General features: G+C 68.9%; 15 protein-coding genes. 9 read left to right on the top strand and 6 right to left on the bottom strand.

Annotation, left to right across the window (positions count from 1 at the left end; translation table 11 throughout):
- The first annotated feature begins 14 nt into the window (after positions 1 to 14).
- Entirely contained in the window at positions 15 to 395 is a 381-nt protein-coding gene (locus Q0568_RS06245) for a rhodanese-like domain-containing protein (RefSeq protein ID WP_298863921.1), read from the top strand.
- A gap of 786 nt (positions 396 to 1,181) precedes the next feature.
- Positions 1,182 to 1,388, top strand: a complete 207-nt coding sequence (locus tag Q0568_RS06240) for a cold-shock protein (protein WP_136034351.1) — start codon at positions 1,182 to 1,184, stop codon at positions 1,386 to 1,388.
- A gap of 68 nt (positions 1,389 to 1,456) precedes the next feature.
- Here the strand turns inward: Q0568_RS06240 and Q0568_RS06235 are convergent, their stop codons facing one another.
- The 5 genes from Q0568_RS06235 to Q0568_RS06215 form a co-directional block, all read right to left on the bottom strand.
- The gene (locus tag Q0568_RS06235) at positions 1,457 to 2,779 is read right to left on the bottom strand and encodes a hypothetical protein (protein ID WP_298863906.1); all 1,323 of its coding nucleotides are present in this window, start codon (positions 2,777 to 2,779) and stop codon (positions 1,457 to 1,459) included.
- 46 nt (positions 2,780 to 2,825) lie between these two features.
- Positions 2,826 to 3,245 carry a hypothetical protein gene (locus tag Q0568_RS06230; RefSeq protein ID WP_298863903.1) on the bottom strand — a complete coding sequence of 140 codons (420 nt, stop codon included), beginning with the start codon at positions 3,243 to 3,245 and terminating at the stop codon, positions 2,826 to 2,828.
- 71 nt (positions 3,246 to 3,316) lie between these two features.
- Positions 3,317 to 3,976, bottom strand: a complete 660-nt coding sequence (locus Q0568_RS06225) for an HAD hydrolase-like protein (RefSeq protein WP_298863900.1) — start codon at positions 3,974 to 3,976, stop codon at positions 3,317 to 3,319.
- Positions 3,977 to 4,047: 71 nt separating this feature from the next.
- Entirely contained in the window at positions 4,048 to 4,743 is a 696-nt protein-coding gene (nucS, locus tag Q0568_RS06220; protein WP_298863897.1) for an endonuclease NucS, read from the bottom strand.
- Positions 4,744 to 4,752: 9 nt separating this feature from the next.
- Positions 4,753 to 5,976, bottom strand: a complete 1,224-nt coding sequence (locus Q0568_RS06215) for an MFS transporter (RefSeq protein ID WP_298863895.1) — start codon at positions 5,974 to 5,976, stop codon at positions 4,753 to 4,755.
- 59 nt (positions 5,977 to 6,035) lie between these two features.
- Between Q0568_RS06215 and Q0568_RS06210 the strand changes: the two genes are divergently transcribed.
- On the top strand, positions 6,036 to 7,109 hold the full coding sequence (locus tag Q0568_RS06210) for a LacI family DNA-binding transcriptional regulator (RefSeq protein ID WP_298863891.1): 1,074 nt from the start codon (positions 6,036 to 6,038) through the stop codon (positions 7,107 to 7,109).
- A gap of 20 nt (positions 7,110 to 7,129) precedes the next feature.
- Here Q0568_RS06210 and Q0568_RS06205 read toward each other — a convergent pair whose 3' ends face one another.
- On the bottom strand, positions 7,130 to 8,725 hold the full coding sequence (locus Q0568_RS06205; RefSeq protein ID WP_298863889.1) for a hypothetical protein: 1,596 nt from the start codon (positions 8,723 to 8,725) through the stop codon (positions 7,130 to 7,132).
- A 198-nt stretch (positions 8,726 to 8,923) separates the two neighbouring features.
- Between Q0568_RS06205 and Q0568_RS06200 the strand changes: the two genes are divergently transcribed.
- The 6 genes from Q0568_RS06200 to mnhG are packed head-to-tail and all read left to right on the top strand — an operon-like array spanning position 8,924 to position 15,233.
- Positions 8,924 to 11,878: a Na+/H+ antiporter subunit A gene (locus Q0568_RS06200; RefSeq protein ID WP_298863886.1), complete on the top strand. Its 2,955-nt coding sequence runs from the start codon at positions 8,924 to 8,926 to the stop codon at positions 11,876 to 11,878.
- Positions 11,878 to 12,441 carry a Na(+)/H(+) antiporter subunit C gene (locus Q0568_RS06195; RefSeq protein WP_298863883.1) on the top strand — a complete coding sequence of 188 codons (564 nt, stop codon included), beginning with the start codon at positions 11,878 to 11,880 and terminating at the stop codon, positions 12,439 to 12,441. The genes Q0568_RS06200 and Q0568_RS06195 overlap by 1 nt, the downstream gene beginning before the upstream one ends.
- Positions 12,438 to 13,991: a Na+/H+ antiporter subunit D gene (locus tag Q0568_RS06190; protein ID WP_298863881.1), complete on the top strand. Its 1,554-nt coding sequence runs from the start codon at positions 12,438 to 12,440 to the stop codon at positions 13,989 to 13,991. The genes Q0568_RS06195 and Q0568_RS06190 overlap by 4 nt, the downstream gene beginning before the upstream one ends.
- Complete coding sequence (locus Q0568_RS06185) at positions 13,988 to 14,575, top strand: Na+/H+ antiporter subunit E (RefSeq protein WP_298863879.1); 588 nt, start codon at positions 13,988 to 13,990, stop codon at positions 14,573 to 14,575. The genes Q0568_RS06190 and Q0568_RS06185 overlap by 4 nt, the downstream gene beginning before the upstream one ends.
- Complete coding sequence (locus Q0568_RS06180; RefSeq protein WP_298863876.1) at positions 14,572 to 14,844, top strand: monovalent cation/H+ antiporter complex subunit F; 273 nt, start codon at positions 14,572 to 14,574, stop codon at positions 14,842 to 14,844. Before Q0568_RS06185 ends, Q0568_RS06180 begins: the two co-directional genes overlap by 4 nt.
- Positions 14,841 to 15,233 carry a monovalent cation/H(+) antiporter subunit G gene (gene mnhG, locus Q0568_RS06175; RefSeq protein WP_298863872.1) on the top strand — a complete coding sequence of 131 codons (393 nt, stop codon included), beginning with the start codon at positions 14,841 to 14,843 and terminating at the stop codon, positions 15,231 to 15,233. The genes Q0568_RS06180 and mnhG overlap by 4 nt, the downstream gene beginning before the upstream one ends.
- The last annotated feature ends 100 nt before the right edge of the window (positions 15,234 to 15,333 follow it).

Raw genomic sequence — 15,333 nt, 5'->3', positions numbered from 1 at the left:
AAGGGCCACCCGCCATGCTCCGTTCAATCACTATCTCCCTCTCCGCTGTCGCGCTCCTGCTCGGCTTGGCAGCCTGCTCATCCGCGCCGAACTCGGCTGGCGGTGCGAACCCGGTCGAAGTCGGTGATGCCACGATCCTGCTCGACGTCCGCACCGCCGCGGAGCACTCAGCAGGGCACCTCGATGGAGCCAAGCTGCTCGACTTCAACGGCGGCGACCTCGCCGCCGCGATCCCGAGCCTCGACTCAGACGCCGAATACCTCGTCTACTGCCGCTCAGGCAACCGATCCGGCCAGGCGATCGCGCTCATGGAACAGGCCGGGTTCACGAACCTCACCAACCTCGGATCCCTCGAACAAGCAGCTCAGGCGACCGGGCTACCGATCGTGAACTAAGGACAGACCCTTATCACCTATGGGTATCGGCGCTGCGATGGGCGGCGACGCTATCGGCCCCTACAGTAAAGAGCGTTGCAAAAAGTGCTAACGAAAGTGCTAAGCAACCTGTAGGTCAAGGTATCGCGGCGGAGTTATCCACAGGTCACATGTCGTAGATCGTTGATTTTATGCGGCAGAACGCTCGGCCCAGATTCGCGGCGCGAGGGGGTCGAGGTCAGTTCAAGTCCCCCCTCGCGCACAGATGGAAAATGGCCTCTGACTTGGGATTCAGCTCCCAAGGTCGGGGGTCGTTTTCGTTGGAAGTGCGAGATGAAGTGGTTATCGGCTGGTTATCGGCTGAGGTCGGCGGCGTCGGCCATCTCGCCTCCCCTCAGCGGGATCAGGGCCACTCCGGCGCTGCGTGCGTGTCCGAACAGTTCGGGATGCCGCTGGCGCCGCTCCACGGGGGCACGGCCGGCGGCGTCCGTCTGTCTGCGTGCCCCGCGCGGGATCTCTGAAGTTTTGTCCCCCAAATGGGGGACAAAGCTGCTCGAAGTTGTGTATGCTGAAGTCTGACGCACCCTCCGGTCGTCTTCGGCCCTCATCGCTCCCCCCGCGGTGAGGGCCAACCTATGCCTCCTGGGAGCGTTCCCGCCGCCGTTCCGACGTGTCCTCCGGTGTTCTCGTCGTGCAACATTTCGGTCACCTTCTGCTGACCACTGTTGCCGGGCGCGTCGGCTGGGATAGCGTTAGCCACAGTCGGTGCATCCTGCGTCGGCATAGCAACAAGCAGAACGGCAGTAGATGAGCACCCAGGGCACGGTCAAGTGGTTCAACTCGGAGAAGGGCTTCGGCTTCATCTCCCCCGACGACGGAGGCGCCGACGTGTTCGCGCACTACTCCGCAATCCAGTCTTCCGGCTACCGCTCCCTCGACGAGAACCAGCGCGTCGAGTTCGATGTGGCGCAGGGCCCCAAGGGCCTGCAGGCTGAGAACATCCGCCCCCTCTGAGGCGAATGACATAAGAACCCCGCCGGTCCTCTCGGATCCGGCGGGGTTCTTTCGTCTGACGGGTCGGGTCAGGCGTCGACCTTCTCGCCCTTGCGCGCGGCGCGGCGGCTGCCCTCGGGTGCCTTCTGCGCTGCGGCCTGGGCTGCGTCGAACGCCTCCTGGGCGGCGCGGGCGGCCAGGAACAGGCCCTCGCGGTTCAGGTGGCGCGAGTAGCGGGCATCCAGGTACAGCACGGGCACGTCGCCGGCGGCCTTGATCAGCTCGGGGTAGAGCTCGTCCTTGATGGGGCCGGAGCCGCCGCCGTAGACGTACACGACCTCGGTGGACTCGCCGGACTGGCTCAGCGTCTCGCTGAACGCGCGACGGATCTGCTCGACCAGGTGCTTCACGTCGGGCTCCACCAGGTGCACCGCGCGGGTGTGGCGGTTGCGCTGCAGCACCGACGGGGTGGACTGCAGGAAGTCCGCGAGCTGCTTGCGGCTGGTGAAGCGCAGGTCGGCCTCGTCCTGACGGTCCAGGGCGTTCTCGAGGATGGTGCCGTAGCCCATGTCGAGGGTCGAGGCGGCCTCGGCGTTGAACCGGCCGTTGGTGAACACCGGGAAGTTCACGGTGCCCTCGCCGATGTCGATGCCCACGGTGTTCTGCGCAGCGACCAGGTCGGCGCCGGTCACGCCGGGGAGGATGTCGGCCTCGCGGGTGCGCAGGTCGGCCAGCAGGGCGTCGGCCAGGGGCTCGCCCTTCTCGGAGATGGCGTACTGGGCTGAAGCGCCCTCGGCCACGACCTGCACGTCGTCGAACTCGATGCGCACGCTGACGGGGGTGTTGAAGTTCTTGATCGTGACCAGGTGCACGGCCGAGCCCTTCGAGCCGATGAACTCGCCGGCGTAGCCGTAGCGGCGGGCGACGAACTCGCTGATCGGCAGGGCGAGGCCGGTGCGCACGCGCACGCGCAGCTCGTGGTCGGGCAGGGCGTCGTGCTCGCGCACGTAGTCGCGCAGCGCCTTGGCGGCGTACACGCCCAGCACGAGGATCTTGCTGAGCTGCTGGTCGGCCTTGCTGGCGTGGCCGTCGTGCACCTCGAACTCGCTGAACACCGAGCCGCGCACGCTGAGCGCGGAGCGGCCGAAGATGCGGCGGTCATTGTCGGACACCAGCGGCGACGAGAGCGAGGCGTCGAGGCGGTTGTAGAAGTCCTCCTCGGCATCACTCATGGTCTGGGGCGCCTCAGCGTCCTCCAGCGGCACCTTCGGCGACTGCCGTGGCGTGGCCACGATCGCGCTGGGCAGGTCGATGCGGTCCCGAACGCCGGTGTCGGTGTTGAGGATCATGCCCTTGACGTAGCCGTTTCCGACGTCGATGCCGCCGGTCAGGTGAATGATGTCCGAGCTCATGGGAAGGCCTTTCGTTCCGAGTCGTCGGTGGAATTGTGGAGGATGCTCATAGACCGAGCAGGTCGTCGATGGTCGCCGTCGCCGCGCTGGGAGCTGCGCGTTCCCGGCGGATCCTCGCCGGGGCGGATTCGGCATCCGGCTCGTGGTCGGGTCCGGCATCCGCAGTCGTGGGCGCCGTCCGTGCGGCGGGCCGGGGCTTCTTCGAGGCGAGCTGCGGCGCTGCGGTGGGCTCGGCGGAATCCGGCTGATCCTCGTCGGGCAGCTGCTCCCCGACGTACACGGGACTCGCGGGCGGGCGCACCGGTCGGTTGGCCACGTCGACGAAGCCCTCGCGGGCAACCGACTCGCGGATCAGGCGACGCACGGACTCGGAGGCCGAGAACTGCAGATCGAGCCATTCGGTGACAGTGGTGTCGGCCGCGGGCACGGTGAGCTGCACCTTGCGCGTGCTCGGCGCTTCAGCCACTGCTGCTCCTTCACCTCATGGCGCGCGTCATCGGCAATGTCGCGCCTAGATCACGGTACAGTACCCGGCTGTCAGTGGAGCAGTGCGCGCCTCAGTGCGACGGTGTCGGAGACCTTCTGGTGCGCGTGCTCGGCCTCCTGCGGCTCGCCGAAGCCCCAGTCGACGAAGATGACGGGGATGCCGTGCTCGGCGGCTCCGTCGACGTCGTGATGCCTGTCGCCGATCAGCACGGGCCGCGATGTGTCGACCCCGGCGGCCCGCAGCCGCTCGAGCGCCTGGGCGATCACGAACGCCTTGCCGTCGGCGCGCCCCTCGGGCACGGGTCGGGCGCCGGAGATCGCGGTGAACAGGTCGGTCAGCTCGTAGTGGTCGAGGATGGCGCGCACCTGGTTCTCGGGCTTGGTGCTGGCCGTGGACTGCGGGATGCCGGCATCCCGCACCTCCCGCAGAAGCTCGGGAACGCCCGGGTAGATGGTGACGGAGGCCGCGTAGCCGTCGGCCTTGGCCAGCTCGCGGTAGCGATCGACGGCCTCGTGCGCGCGCTGCTCGTCGAGGCCCGCCCGCAACTGGAACGACTCGTGCATGGGCGGACCGATCCAGAGCGACAGCTCGGCGGCATCCGGTTCCGGCAGTCCGTACGAGGCGAACACCTTGCGCAGCCGCGGCATGATGCCCGCCGACGCGTCGGCGATGGTGCCGTCCACGTCCCAGAGGATGCAGGAGTAAGCCATGCTCCCACCCTACTTTTCACGGTCTCCACGCCTCCCCCACATTTCCGACGCGGGGAGGGGAGGGGACTGGGTCAGAAGAGGCGGGGGGCGCCGGATTCAGTGCCCTTCATGCCCTCGTAGTCCAGGACGACGCAGCGGATGCCCCGGTCCTCGGCCAACACGCGGGCCTGCGGCTTGATCTCCTGAGCGGCGAACACGCCGGTGATGGGGGAGAGGTGCGGGTCGCGGCCGAGCAGCTCCAGGTAGCGGGTGAGCTGCTCGACGCCGTCGATGTCGCCGCGGCGCTTCACCTCCACCGCGATGGCTGCGCCGTCGGCATCCCGGATCATCAGATCCACCGGACCGATGGCGGTCGGGAACTCGCGGCGCACCAGCTTGCCGCCCTCGCTGATCAGGTCGACCTGCTCGGCCAGCAGCCGCTGCAGATCGGCCTCCACACCGTCCTTCTGCAGGCCGGGGTCGATACCGAGGTCGTGGTTCGAGTCGTGCAGGATCTCGTAGATCTGCACGCGCAGCGCATCGCCGGTCTTCTTGTGCGTGACGCGCCACACCTCGACGACGCCGGCGGTCGCCTCCTCCTCGCCGGGCTCCTCGGTGGCCAGGGTGCACGGCGGGCTCATCCAGTTCAGCGGCTTGTAGCTGCCGCCGTCGGAGTGCACGAGCAGGCTGCCGTCGCCCTTGTGCACCAGCAGGCGCGTGGCGAGGGGCAGGTGGGCATGGAGCCGCCCGGTGTAATCGACGGAGCAGCGGGCGATGACGAGGCGCACCCGAAGAGCCTACTTCGTCGTGACCGGGGTGCCCTCGCGCAGCGGCTTCGCCGCACTCGAGAACAGCCCCGACATGACCACCAGCGCCACCAGGATGAACAGCGTGTTCAGCAGGCCGATGTGCTCGCTGATGACTCCCAGCACCGGCGGTCCGCCGAGGAACGCGACGTAGCCGATGGTGGCCGCGGCGCTCACGCGCGCGGCGGCCTTGGTCGGGTCGTCGGCCGCCGCCGACATGCCCAGCGGGAAGCCGAGCGATGCGCCGATCCCCCACAGCGCCGCTCCGACCAGCACCAGCGGCAGGTCCGGGCCGAGGATGAACAGCAGGATGCCGGCCGCCGCCGTCGCCGACAGCACGCGCAGCACGGTCACGCGGCCGAACCGGTCCACGAGCGGTCCGCCGAACAGGCGCACCACGCTCATGCCGATGGAGAACACGGCCAGCGCCAGCGCGCCCATTCCGGACGGCTGGTGGTGCCCATCGACGACCCCCAGAGCGATCCAGTCGTTGGCGCCGCCCTCGGCGAAAGACATGCCGAGCATCACGATGCCCAGCGCATAGGTGCGGGGCTCGCGCCAGGCCTCCAGCGCCGTGTGCATGCGCTGACGGAAGGTGGGCTTGATCTCGTCGGTGGGGTCGAGGGCGATCTCGCGCACCGGCACCTGGAAGAAGCAGGCGACGGATGTCGCGATGATGACGACGCTGATGATGCCGGCGTGCGCGGCGACATCCAGTCCCCCGCGCGCGGCCAGCACGCCGATGCCCGCACCGATCACGGTTCCGAAGCTGAAGAAGGCGTGGAACACCGGCAGGATCGTCCGGCCCATGTGCTGTTCGATGGCCGTGGCCTCGACGTTCATCATCACGTCGACCGAGCCGTTGCCGAACCCGAAGAGCATGAGCCCGGCGAGCACCACGGGGATGGAGCCGAACAGGTCGGTGCCGAGGCCGATCAGCAGCACGCCCGTGCCGAACAGGAGCATGGCGACGAGCATCCCGAGCCGGGCGCCGGTGCGGGCCATGACCAGCGGCCCGGTGGAGATGCCGATGATCGACGAGATCCCCATGCTCAACAGAAGCAGGCCGATCTGCGCCTTGTCGATGCCGAGTGCGGCCGCGATGTCGGGAACGCGGGATGCCCAGGTGGCGACCGACAGGCCGCTGGACAGGAAGATCGCGAAGATCGCCGCGCGCCAGCGCACGAACTGCGAGTGGGTGAGCGCGGCGTCCATTCGGGAAGTCTATCGAATCGATTCGACGATGGGGGAGCGCAGCGCGTTATCCTCGGAGGATGAGCAGCACTGCACGTCGTGCGACCATCGCCGACGTGGCCCGCGAGGCCGGCGTCTCCACGTCGACGGCGTCTGTCGTGTTCAGCGGCAAGGTCAATGTCGCCGACGCCACGCGCGAAAAGGTGCTGACGGCTGCGGCGGCACTGGGCTACGCCGGCCCCGACCCCCGAGCGGCCTCGCTGCGGCTCGGTCGCAGCGGCATCGTGGGCGTGGTGCTCGGCGGCGAGCTGCGATACGCGTTCCTGGACCCGGTGACGACGGCCATGATGGACGGGCTCTCCGACGCGCTCGCCGCGGACAGCGCCGGCATCCTGCTGCTTCGAGACGATCCGCAGGGCGACGAGGCGCCGCCCATCACTGAGGCTCCGGTCGACGCAGTGGTGCTGATCGGATGCTCGGGACGAACCCGTGCCGCCCTGGATACCGTGCGCCAGCGCGGACTGCCGGTCGTCGTGATCGAGGGGGACGCGGGAGAGGGGGTCCCGCAGATCACGCTGGACAACCGCGAGGCGAGCGCGCAGATCTCGCGGTACGTATTCCAACTCGGACATACGAATGTCGCGACGGTGACGCTGGCCCTGGATGCCGAGCGAGAACGGGGGCCGATCACCGCCGAGCGCGTGGCGGCGGCGACCGTGGACGTGACCCTGCACCGGCTGGCCGGTTTCCGCGAGGTGTACCCGGATGCCGACGGCGTGACGGCTGCGGCCAGCCTGGCCGACGAGGGCATGATCGCCGCGCGCTCGCTGCTGACCGATGCATCCGGTGCGCTCCGCGCGGACCGGCCGACGGCGATCGTCGCACAGAGCGACCTGCTCGCGGTGGGCGTGATCCGCGCGGCCGAGGAGCTGGGACTGCGCGTGCCCGAGGACCTGACCGTCGTGGGATTCGACGGCATCAACGCCGACGGTCTGGGCTCGCTGAAGCTCACGACCGTCGCGCAGCCCGCCGTGGCCAAGGGCCGCGCGGCGGGGGAGCAGGTGATCAGGATGCTGGCCGGCGAACCGGGGGAGTCCGTGCACTTCACCTGCACGTTCCGCGAGGGCCAGACCACGGCCCCGCCAGCACGCTGACCGGCTTCATAGACGGGCTTTCAGGAGCGCTGGGGGCCGAGCGGCAGGGGCTGGCGCGCGAAGTCGAGGATGCGGTAGCGGCCGCAGGCGATGACGTCGTCGGGCTGTGGCGCTCCGGCGATCCGCCACGGAACGGTCTGCGCATCCTGCACGAGGAACGTCACCTCTCGAGCGGAGAAGTCCGTGCGATCGGCGAGCCAGTTGTAGCCGCGCAGCGTGTGGTCCACCTGCACCAGCTGCGCCGGATGCTCGAGAAGCAGCTTCGGCAGGCGCACCGTCCAGAACTGGCCGGCTCCCACGCGGCCGGAGGCATTCACCCAGTCCACGACGCACGCGACGTCGGCGTCCGGAGCCGTCGCAGCGGCGTGGATGCGCGGCACCGACAGCATCGCCCCGGCAGCCAGGAGCACGGCTCCGACGGCGGCGAAGATCCGTGTGGGGGAGGGGAGCTTCAGTGCCAGCGGATGCGCGACGAGCCCGAGCACGGGCGCGAACGCGATCGGCTGCAGATATCGCGCCGCGTGCGTACCCAGCAGGATCGCGCCGACGACAGTGGCGATCGGCGCCAGCCAGCCGTATGCCGCCAGCAGAACGCCCCGCGCACCGGGGCCGTCGTCGCAGGGCTGGGGACGGACGGTGCGCAGCACGCACACCAGCAGCAGGACCAGCGTCAGCGCAGTCGCGGCGATACCGCCCGGTGCGGCCAGACGCTCGCCTGCGAGTGCGCCGTAGTACCCCAGCGACACCAGGGCGTCGGACGGATGCGCATAGCCGTCGCCCGGATTCGCGATCCATGCCGAGAGCGGAATGCGTGCCAGCATCCCGAGTCCGGAGCCGGTGACGAGTGCGATCAACGGCGGCAGGGCACGGCGTCCGGCGAACCGCGGATGCAGAGCCGCCAGGAGCAGCACGATCAGCGGAGCGGTGCCCCATGCGAGGAAGAGCAGGTTGGTCGTCGTGGACACCAGCGCCACGACGACCAGCCAGAACAGCCTGCCGAAACCCCTCGTGCCCGTCGAGACCCCTCGTGAGTGACGTCGATCATGAGGGGTCTCGACGGTGGTGAGGGGTCTCAGCGCGGAACGCCGCGCGCGTGCGTCGAACCAGCGACGCACCAGGCCGGCGGCCAGGACAGCGCCGATCACGGTGGCCGAGTAGTAGGTGGTGGTCAGGAGCATGGATGCCGGATCCAGGGCATCCCGCGACGCGGACGTCTCAGTGATCGCGAGGATCCCGAACGCGCCCAGCGCGGCGAGCGACCATGCCACCGGCGCATGGCCCGGGCGGCGCCTGCCGGCGGCCAGACGGATCGCCCCGTAGAAGGCCACCAGGTTCACGATGGCGTTCGCGGCCAGCACGCACATGATCGACACCGTCGGGAGCAGAGTGCGCAGCAGCGTGAAGACCGCCGTCTCGGGCAGGAACAGCACGCCTGAGAACATCCAGTCCAGTCGGTCGCCGTCCAGGATCGAACGCCCGACCATGGCCACGATCAGGGAGTCGCCATCGCGGAAGAGCAGCTCCGAGCGTGGCGTGGAGGCGACCTGACCGACGATGATCGCGGACATCGCGATGGCAGCCACCCATCCCGACGCCTCGCGCCATGCCCCACGCATGAGTTCATGTTCGCACGGGGCAGCTGTGAGCCCGGGCGACGCTTCGCTTCGACTCGCCGACGCTCGCTGAGTGCAGGCGATGGGCTCGGCGACCCGGGCCGCACAGGCGCCGAACCGCGCGGAACCTCGCGTCAGTAGAATGGTCGCAAGAACTGCCCGCCCGCGCCGGAAGGCCTCGACGAGCCTGAGGAGCCGCTGATGCAATTGCTCCTCGCCGTGTTCCTGGCAGGGTCTGTTCTCCTCCCCCTCCTGGTGCGCTGGCTCGGAGCACAGGCGTTCATCGTCGCGGCGCTCGTCCCCGCCGCCGCCTTCGTGCATGCGCTCGCGCTCACTCCGGCCGTGCTCGTGGGGACAGCACCGTTCGAGGACTACGAGTGGATCCCGCAGCTGGGCCTGCACCTCTCCATGCGCATGGACGTGCTGAGCTGGGTGCTGACGCTCATCGTCACCGGCGTCGGCGCGCTGGTGCTGCTGTACTGCCGCTGGTACTTCTTCGACGATGCAGCCGAGGTCGGCCAGTTCGCCGGTGTCCTGCTGGGGTTCGCGGGCGCCATGTACGGGCTGGTGCTCACCGACGACCTCATCATGCTGGTCATGTCCTGGGAGATCACCAGCATCCTCTCCTACCTGCTGATCGGCCATTACCGCCACCGCGCAGCCAGCCGTCGTGCCGCGCTGCAGGCACTGCTGGTCACGACGCTGGGCGGTCTGGTGCTGTTCGTCGGCGCGATCCTGCTGGTCGTGGATGCCGGCACAGCCAGCATCCATGAACTGCTGCAGCTCGCCCCGACCGGACCGCTGGTGGATGCCGCGGTCGTGATGATCCTGATCGGTGCGGTCTCCAAGTCGGCGATCTTCCCGTTCCACTTCTGGCTGCCCGGTGCCATGGCGGCGCCGACGCCGGTGAGCGCGTACCTGCATGCCGCAGCCATGGTGAAGGCCGGCATCTACCTGATCGCGCGCTTCGCGCCGATCTTCGCGCTGACCGGCCCGTGGCGGCCCATCGTCATCTCGCTGGGCGTGTTCACGATGCTGCTGGGCGGCATCCAGGCGCTGCGCGAGACCGACCTCAAGCGCATCCTGGCGTTCGGCACGGTCAGTCAGCTGGGGTTCTTCTCGGTCGTGATCGGCTTCGGCACCCCGGGGGCGGCTCTCGCCGGCCTCGCGCTGGTGATCGGGCACGCCCTGTTCAAGTCCGCGCTGTTCCTCATCGTCGGCGTCATCGACCGCCAGCTCTCCACCCGTGACCTGAACGAGCTGTCCGGCCTGGGCAGGCAGGCCCCGGTGATGGCGACCGCCGCGTTCATCTCCGTCGCCTCGATGATGGGCATCGCCCCGACCATCGGCTATGTGTCCAAGGAGTCCGCGCTCACGGCCCTGCTCGAAGACGCCCAGCACGGCTCGCCCTGGGGCTGGGTCGCGCTGATCGGCGTCACCGTCGGCGCGGTGCTGACCGTCGCCTACGGATGCCGGTTCCTCTGGGGCGCGTTCTGGCGCAAGGACAACCGGCACGGTGAACGTATGCCGGATACGGAATGGCCGGATCCGCCGGTGGGATTCCTGGCATCACCGATCGTCCTGGCGGGACTCAGTCTCGCCGTGGGCATCGGCGCTCCGGCAGTGGACATCATGCTGCAGGGCTATGCGGCGACGTTCGACCCGGCTCTGGGAGAGGCCGGCCATCTCGCGCTGTGGCACGGGATCGAGCCCGCCCTGCTGATCTCGCTCGGCGCGATCGCCGGGGGCATAGGCGCCTTCGTGCTCAGCATCCGCTCGGGCTGGCATCGCTGGCAGCGGATGCTGCGCTTCACCGCCGCCGACGTCTACTACCAGGTGATGCGCGGAATCGATCGCCTCTCGGTGCTGACCACGAGTCTGACGCAGCGCGGCTCGCTGCCGATGTACGTCGGCACGATCTTCATCGTGGTGCTGGCGGCCGAGGCGACAGCACTGGTGGGTGCGGCACCCGAGCGCCTGGCGCTGTCGGCCTGGCATACGCCGACTCAGCTGGTGGTGGCACCGATCATGGCGATCGCCGGCGTCATCGCCGTCCGCGCCCGCAAGCGGTACACCGGCGTCGTGCTGGTCTCGGTGACCGGCCTGGGCATGGTGGTGCTGTTCGCCACCAGCGGCGCTCCCGACCTGGCGCTCACGCAGATCCTCGTCGAGACGGTCACCATGGTCACGTTCGCGCTGGTGCTGCGGAGGCTGCCCTCGCGGATGGGAGAGCACAACGCCTCGGTCGGCCGCCTCCCGCGCGCGATCCTGGCGATCGGCGTGGGAGTGACCATGGCGCTGGTGGCCATCGTGGCCACGCAGGCGCGCATCTTCGACCCCATCTCCGTCGACTTCCCCCAGCTCGCCTACGACCTCGGGCACGGCAAGAACGTCGTGAACGTGGCGCTGGTCGACCTGCGCGGCTGGGACACCATGGGCGAGCTCAGCGTGCTGGTGCTGGCCGCCACGGGCGTGGCATCTCTCGTGTTCGTCACCCACCGCGCCGACCTGCTCTCGGCGACGAGGGACCTGCCGCAGACCGCTCGGCGGCGCACCGCACGACGGCCGCTGGTCGAGACGGCGGACGGGGTGAAGTTCCAGACCCCCGAGAACCGCGGCGCCCCGCGTGCATGGCTGGTCAGCGGCACTCAGCTGAAGGCCGAGAACCGCTCGATCCTGCTCGAGGTCATCGTGCGGGTGCTGTTCCACACCATCATCGTCGTGTCGATCTACCTGCTGTTCGCCGGCCACAACGGCCCCGGCGGCGGCTTCGCCGGCGGGCTGGTCGCGGGCATGGCCCTGGTCATGCGCTACATCGCCGGCGGACGCTGGGAGCTCGGTGCGGCCGCTCCGACGGATGCCGGGCGTCTGCTCGGCTTCGGCCTGGTGCTGGCCGTGGGCGACGCCATCCTGCCGATGTTCTTCGGTCTCGGACCGCTGCAGAGCACCGTGTGGGAGGCCGACGTGCCACTGCTCGGGCACCTGGAGTTCGTCTCCTCGACGATCTTCGACGTGGGCGTGTACCTCGTCGTGATCGGCCTGGTGCTGGACGTGCTGCGCAGCCTGGGCGCCGAGGTCGACCGGCAGACCCTGCAGCGGCGGGCGCTGTTCAAGGCCGCGCCCGAGCGGGCGGCTTCCCAGGGGGTGCAAGGCTGATGGACGTCTCGCTGACCCTCGTCATCATCATGGCCGTGCTGTTCGCCGCCGGCGTCTACGCGATGATGGAGCGGAGCCTCACCCGCGTGCTCATCGGATTCCTGCTGCTGGGAAACGCCACCAACCTGCTGCTGCTGATCGTGATGGGCGTGCCCGGGAAGGCTCCGTTCTTCGGCGAGGACGGGGCGCTCAGCGACCCGCTGCCGCAGGCGCTGACCCTCACGGCGATCGTGATCACGTTCGCCGTCTCGGCGTTCCTGCTGGCTCTCATCTACCGCTCCTGGCAGCTGGGCCAGGCCGACACCGTCGAGGACGACGAGGACGACGTCGCGCTGCGCGAGCGGACGGATGCCGAGGACGAGATCATCGAGGACGAGTCCACCCCCGGGGAGGAGGAGGCCACGACCGACTTCCTCGAGACCGAGACCTCTCCCATCACCGTGCTGAACATGCGCGATTACGCATACATCCGCGACGACGCTCCGGTGGACGTTCCGGATGGCGCTTCTACCGGCTCGGCAAACCATGCCGAGGGTGAGCGCGACGAGGAGGACCGCCCATGAGCGCGCTGGTCCCCCTGGTCGTGATGCTGCCGCTGCTGGGAGCCGCCATCACCCTGATCTACGGCCGCAATCCGCGCCTGCAGATGCTCGTGACCGCCGGCACCCTGGCATCCGTCTCGGTGATCGCGGCGATCCTGCTGGCGACGGTGGATGGGTCCGGCAAGCCGCTGGCGGTGTCGGTGGGCGGCTGGCCGGTGCCGTTCGGCATCGTGCTGTACGTCGATCGGCTGGCGGCGCTGATGGTGCTGGTCTCCAGCATCGTGCTGCTGGCGGTGCTGCTGTTCTCGATCGGCCAGGGCGCCGCCGACGGCGTCGAGGAGACGCCGATCTCGATCTTCAACCCGACGTATCTGATCCTCGCGGCGGGCATCTTCGACGCGTTCATCGCGGGCGACCTGTTCAATCTGTACGTCGGATTCGAGATCCTGCTGGTGGCCTCGTACGTGCTGATCACCCTGGGCAGCACGGAATCCCGCATCCGCACCGGGGCGGTGTACATCGTCGTCTCGCTGGTCTCGTCGATCCTGTTCCTGGCCGCGATCGCGATGATCTACGGCGCGGTGGGCACGGTGAACATGGCGCAGATCGCCGAGCGGGTGGCGCAGCTGCCGCCGCAGACCCAGCTTGTGCTGCACCTGATGCTGGTGATCGCGTTCGGCATCAAGGCCGCGATCTTCCCGGTGTCGTTCTGGCTGCCGGACTCCTATCCCACCGCGCCCGCACCGGTCACGGCGGTGTTCGCGGGACTGCTGACCAAGGTCGGCGTGTACGCGCTGATCCGCACCGAGACGCAGCTGTTCGCCTCGAGCGACATCAACACGCTGCTGCTGATCGTGGCGCTGGCCACCATGGTGGTCGGAGTGCTGGGCGCCGTCGCGCAGGCCGAGCTCAAGCGCATCCTGTCGTTCACGCTGGTCAGCCACGTCGGCTACATGATCTTCGGCCTGGCCATCGCCACCGAGGCCGCCATCGGCGCCACGGTCTACTACATCGTGCATCACATCGTCGTGCAGACGACGCTGTTCCTGGCCGTCGGGCTCATCGAGCGCAAGGCCGGCAGCACGTCGATCCTGCGGGTGAGCGGGCTGATGAAGGCCGCGCCGCTGCTGGCCGTCCTGTACTTCGTGCCGGCCATCAACCTCGGCGGGCTGCCGCCGTTCTCGGGCTTCATCGGCAAGATCGCGCTGTTCGAGGCGGCCGCGCAGGTGGGCACGCCGCTGATGATCGTGCTGATCATGGGGGGCATCCTCACCTCCCTGCTCACGCTGTATGCGCTGATGCGCGCCTGGAACCTCGCGTTCTGGCGTGAGGGCGACGACTTCTCCGAGATCGAGGGACGCGTCGGATACCTCGGCAAGGCGCCGGCCGCCGACGTGCAGCAGGAGACCCGCCGCATCCCCGCGATCATGACCGTGGCGACGGCGGGGATGGTCGCCGTGACGGTGTCCCTCACGGTGTTCGCCGGTCCGCTGTACGCGCTGTGCGACCGGATCGGTGCGGGCCTGCTGCAACCGGTGTCGCTCGTGCAGATCGATCAGGAGGCGGGATGAACCCCGAGACCAAGCGCGGCCTGGGCCGCGACCTCCTGCTGCAGCTGCCGTTCCTGCTGTGGCTGATCCTGCTGTGGATGCTGCTGTGGCACCAGTTCACGCCGTTGGCGCTGGTCACCGGCATCCTGGTCGCATTCTTCGTGACCCGCGTGTTCCGGTTGCCGACCGTCGAGCTCGTCGGCCGCGTGAACGTCTGGTACGCGGTGGTGTTCATCGTGCTGTTCCTCGGCGCGGTGGTGCACGGCGCCGTCAGCGTGGCCATCCAGGTGTTCGACTTCCGCCGTCAGCCAGGTGCGGCCATCGTCGAGGTGCCGCTGCGCTACGCCGATGACATCATCACCACGCACGTGGCGGTCACGGCATCCCTCATCCCCGGCTCGCTGGTGGTGGAGAGCGACCGGCACCGGCGCACCCTGTACCTGCACGTGATCGGCGTGCACAGCCAGGCCGACGTCGACGACTTCCGCGCCGAGGTGCTGCGCTGGGAGCGCCGCATCGTGCGCGCCGTGGGCACGCCCGCGCAGTACGCGGCGCTGAAGGCGGATGCCGCAGTCGCAACGACCCGGAAGGGGGCCGCCCGATGAACGGCATCCTGCTCATCGCGATCATGGTTGTGTTCGGCGTCGCGGCCATCCTCAGCGTGGTCCGCATCGTGCGGGGCCCGTCGATCCTGGACCGCACCGTGGCATCCGACGTGCTGCTGACCGAGGTGATGTGCGTGCTGGGTGCCGACATGGCCATCAACGGGCACACCCGCAACATTCCGGTGATGCTCATCATCGCCGCCGTCAGCGTGTTCGGGTCGATCGCCGTTGCCAACTACGTCGCACGGAGGGACAACCCGACGCCATGACCTCCTTCCTCGAGTTCGCGATCCCGCAGCAGGTGGCCGACGTCATCGTGCTCGTGCTGGTGCTGATCGGCGCGATCCTGTGCCTCTCGGCGGCCGTCGGGCTGCTGCACTTCCGTGATGTGCCCAGCCGACTGCACGCCGCCACCAAGCCGCAGGTGCTGGGCCTCGTGCTGATCTGCCTGGCCATCGCCGTCGCGCAGCGCACCATCAGCGGGATGCTGATGGGCCTGCTCATCGTGATCCCCGTGATCCTGCTGCAGTTCGCCACCGCACCGTTGTCGGCGCACATGGTGGGCCGACAGGCGTACCGCAACGGCACCATCAATCAGCGCGCCCTCGTGGTCGACGAGTACGCCGAGTCCAAGACCACTCCCCCCGGGGCCGGCTGAGCGGCGTCAGAGAACGGCGACTCCGGCCTTCCGCTCGGGCTTGTTTATAACTCCGGAGATCTGCCGCGATCAGGGCGGGTCCAGCGGATCCAGTGCCCGA

Source organism: uncultured Microbacterium sp., assembly GCF_937927635.1.
Classification (GTDB): domain Bacteria; phylum Actinomycetota; class Actinomycetes; order Actinomycetales; family Microbacteriaceae; genus Microbacterium.
The sequence above is the reverse complement of the archived record's forward strand: the minus strand, read 5'-3'. Positions and strand labels throughout refer to the sequence as shown.

What these genes read in the sequence shown, in the direction of transcription:
- Q0568_RS06215 (WP_298863895.1), bottom strand. Translation starts at nt 5,976, where the DNA reads ATGGACGCCGCGCTCACCCACTCGCAGTTCGTGCGCTGGCGCGCGGCG.
- Q0568_RS06190 (WP_298863881.1), top strand. Translation starts at nt 12,438, where the DNA reads ATGAGCGCGCTGGTCCCCCTGGTCGTGATGCTGCCGCTGCTGGGAGCC.
- mnhG (WP_298863872.1), top strand. Translation starts at nt 14,841, where the DNA reads ATGACCTCCTTCCTCGAGTTCGCGATCCCGCAGCAGGTGGCCGACGTC.
- Q0568_RS06200 (WP_298863886.1), top strand. Translation starts at nt 8,924, where the DNA reads ATGCAATTGCTCCTCGCCGTGTTCCTGGCAGGGTCTGTTCTCCTCCCC.
- Q0568_RS06240 (WP_136034351.1), top strand. Translation starts at nt 1,182, where the DNA reads ATGAGCACCCAGGGCACGGTCAAGTGGTTCAACTCGGAGAAGGGCTTC.
- Q0568_RS06235 (WP_298863906.1), bottom strand. Translation starts at nt 2,779, where the DNA reads ATGAGCTCGGACATCATTCACCTGACCGGCGGCATCGACGTCGGAAAC.
- Q0568_RS06180 (WP_298863876.1), top strand. Translation starts at nt 14,572, where the DNA reads ATGAACGGCATCCTGCTCATCGCGATCATGGTTGTGTTCGGCGTCGCG.
- Q0568_RS06195 (WP_298863883.1), top strand. Translation starts at nt 11,878, where the DNA reads ATGGACGTCTCGCTGACCCTCGTCATCATCATGGCCGTGCTGTTCGCC.
- Q0568_RS06210 (WP_298863891.1), top strand. Translation starts at nt 6,036, where the DNA reads ATGAGCAGCACTGCACGTCGTGCGACCATCGCCGACGTGGCCCGCGAG.
- Q0568_RS06185 (WP_298863879.1), top strand. Translation starts at nt 13,988, where the DNA reads ATGAACCCCGAGACCAAGCGCGGCCTGGGCCGCGACCTCCTGCTGCAG.
- Q0568_RS06245 (WP_298863921.1), top strand. Translation starts at nt 15, where the DNA reads ATGCTCCGTTCAATCACTATCTCCCTCTCCGCTGTCGCGCTCCTGCTC.
- Q0568_RS06225 (WP_298863900.1), bottom strand. Translation starts at nt 3,976, where the DNA reads ATGGCTTACTCCTGCATCCTCTGGGACGTGGACGGCACCATCGCCGAC.
- Q0568_RS06205 (WP_298863889.1), bottom strand. Translation starts at nt 8,725, where the DNA reads ATGCGTGGGGCATGGCGCGAGGCGTCGGGATGGGTGGCTGCCATCGCG.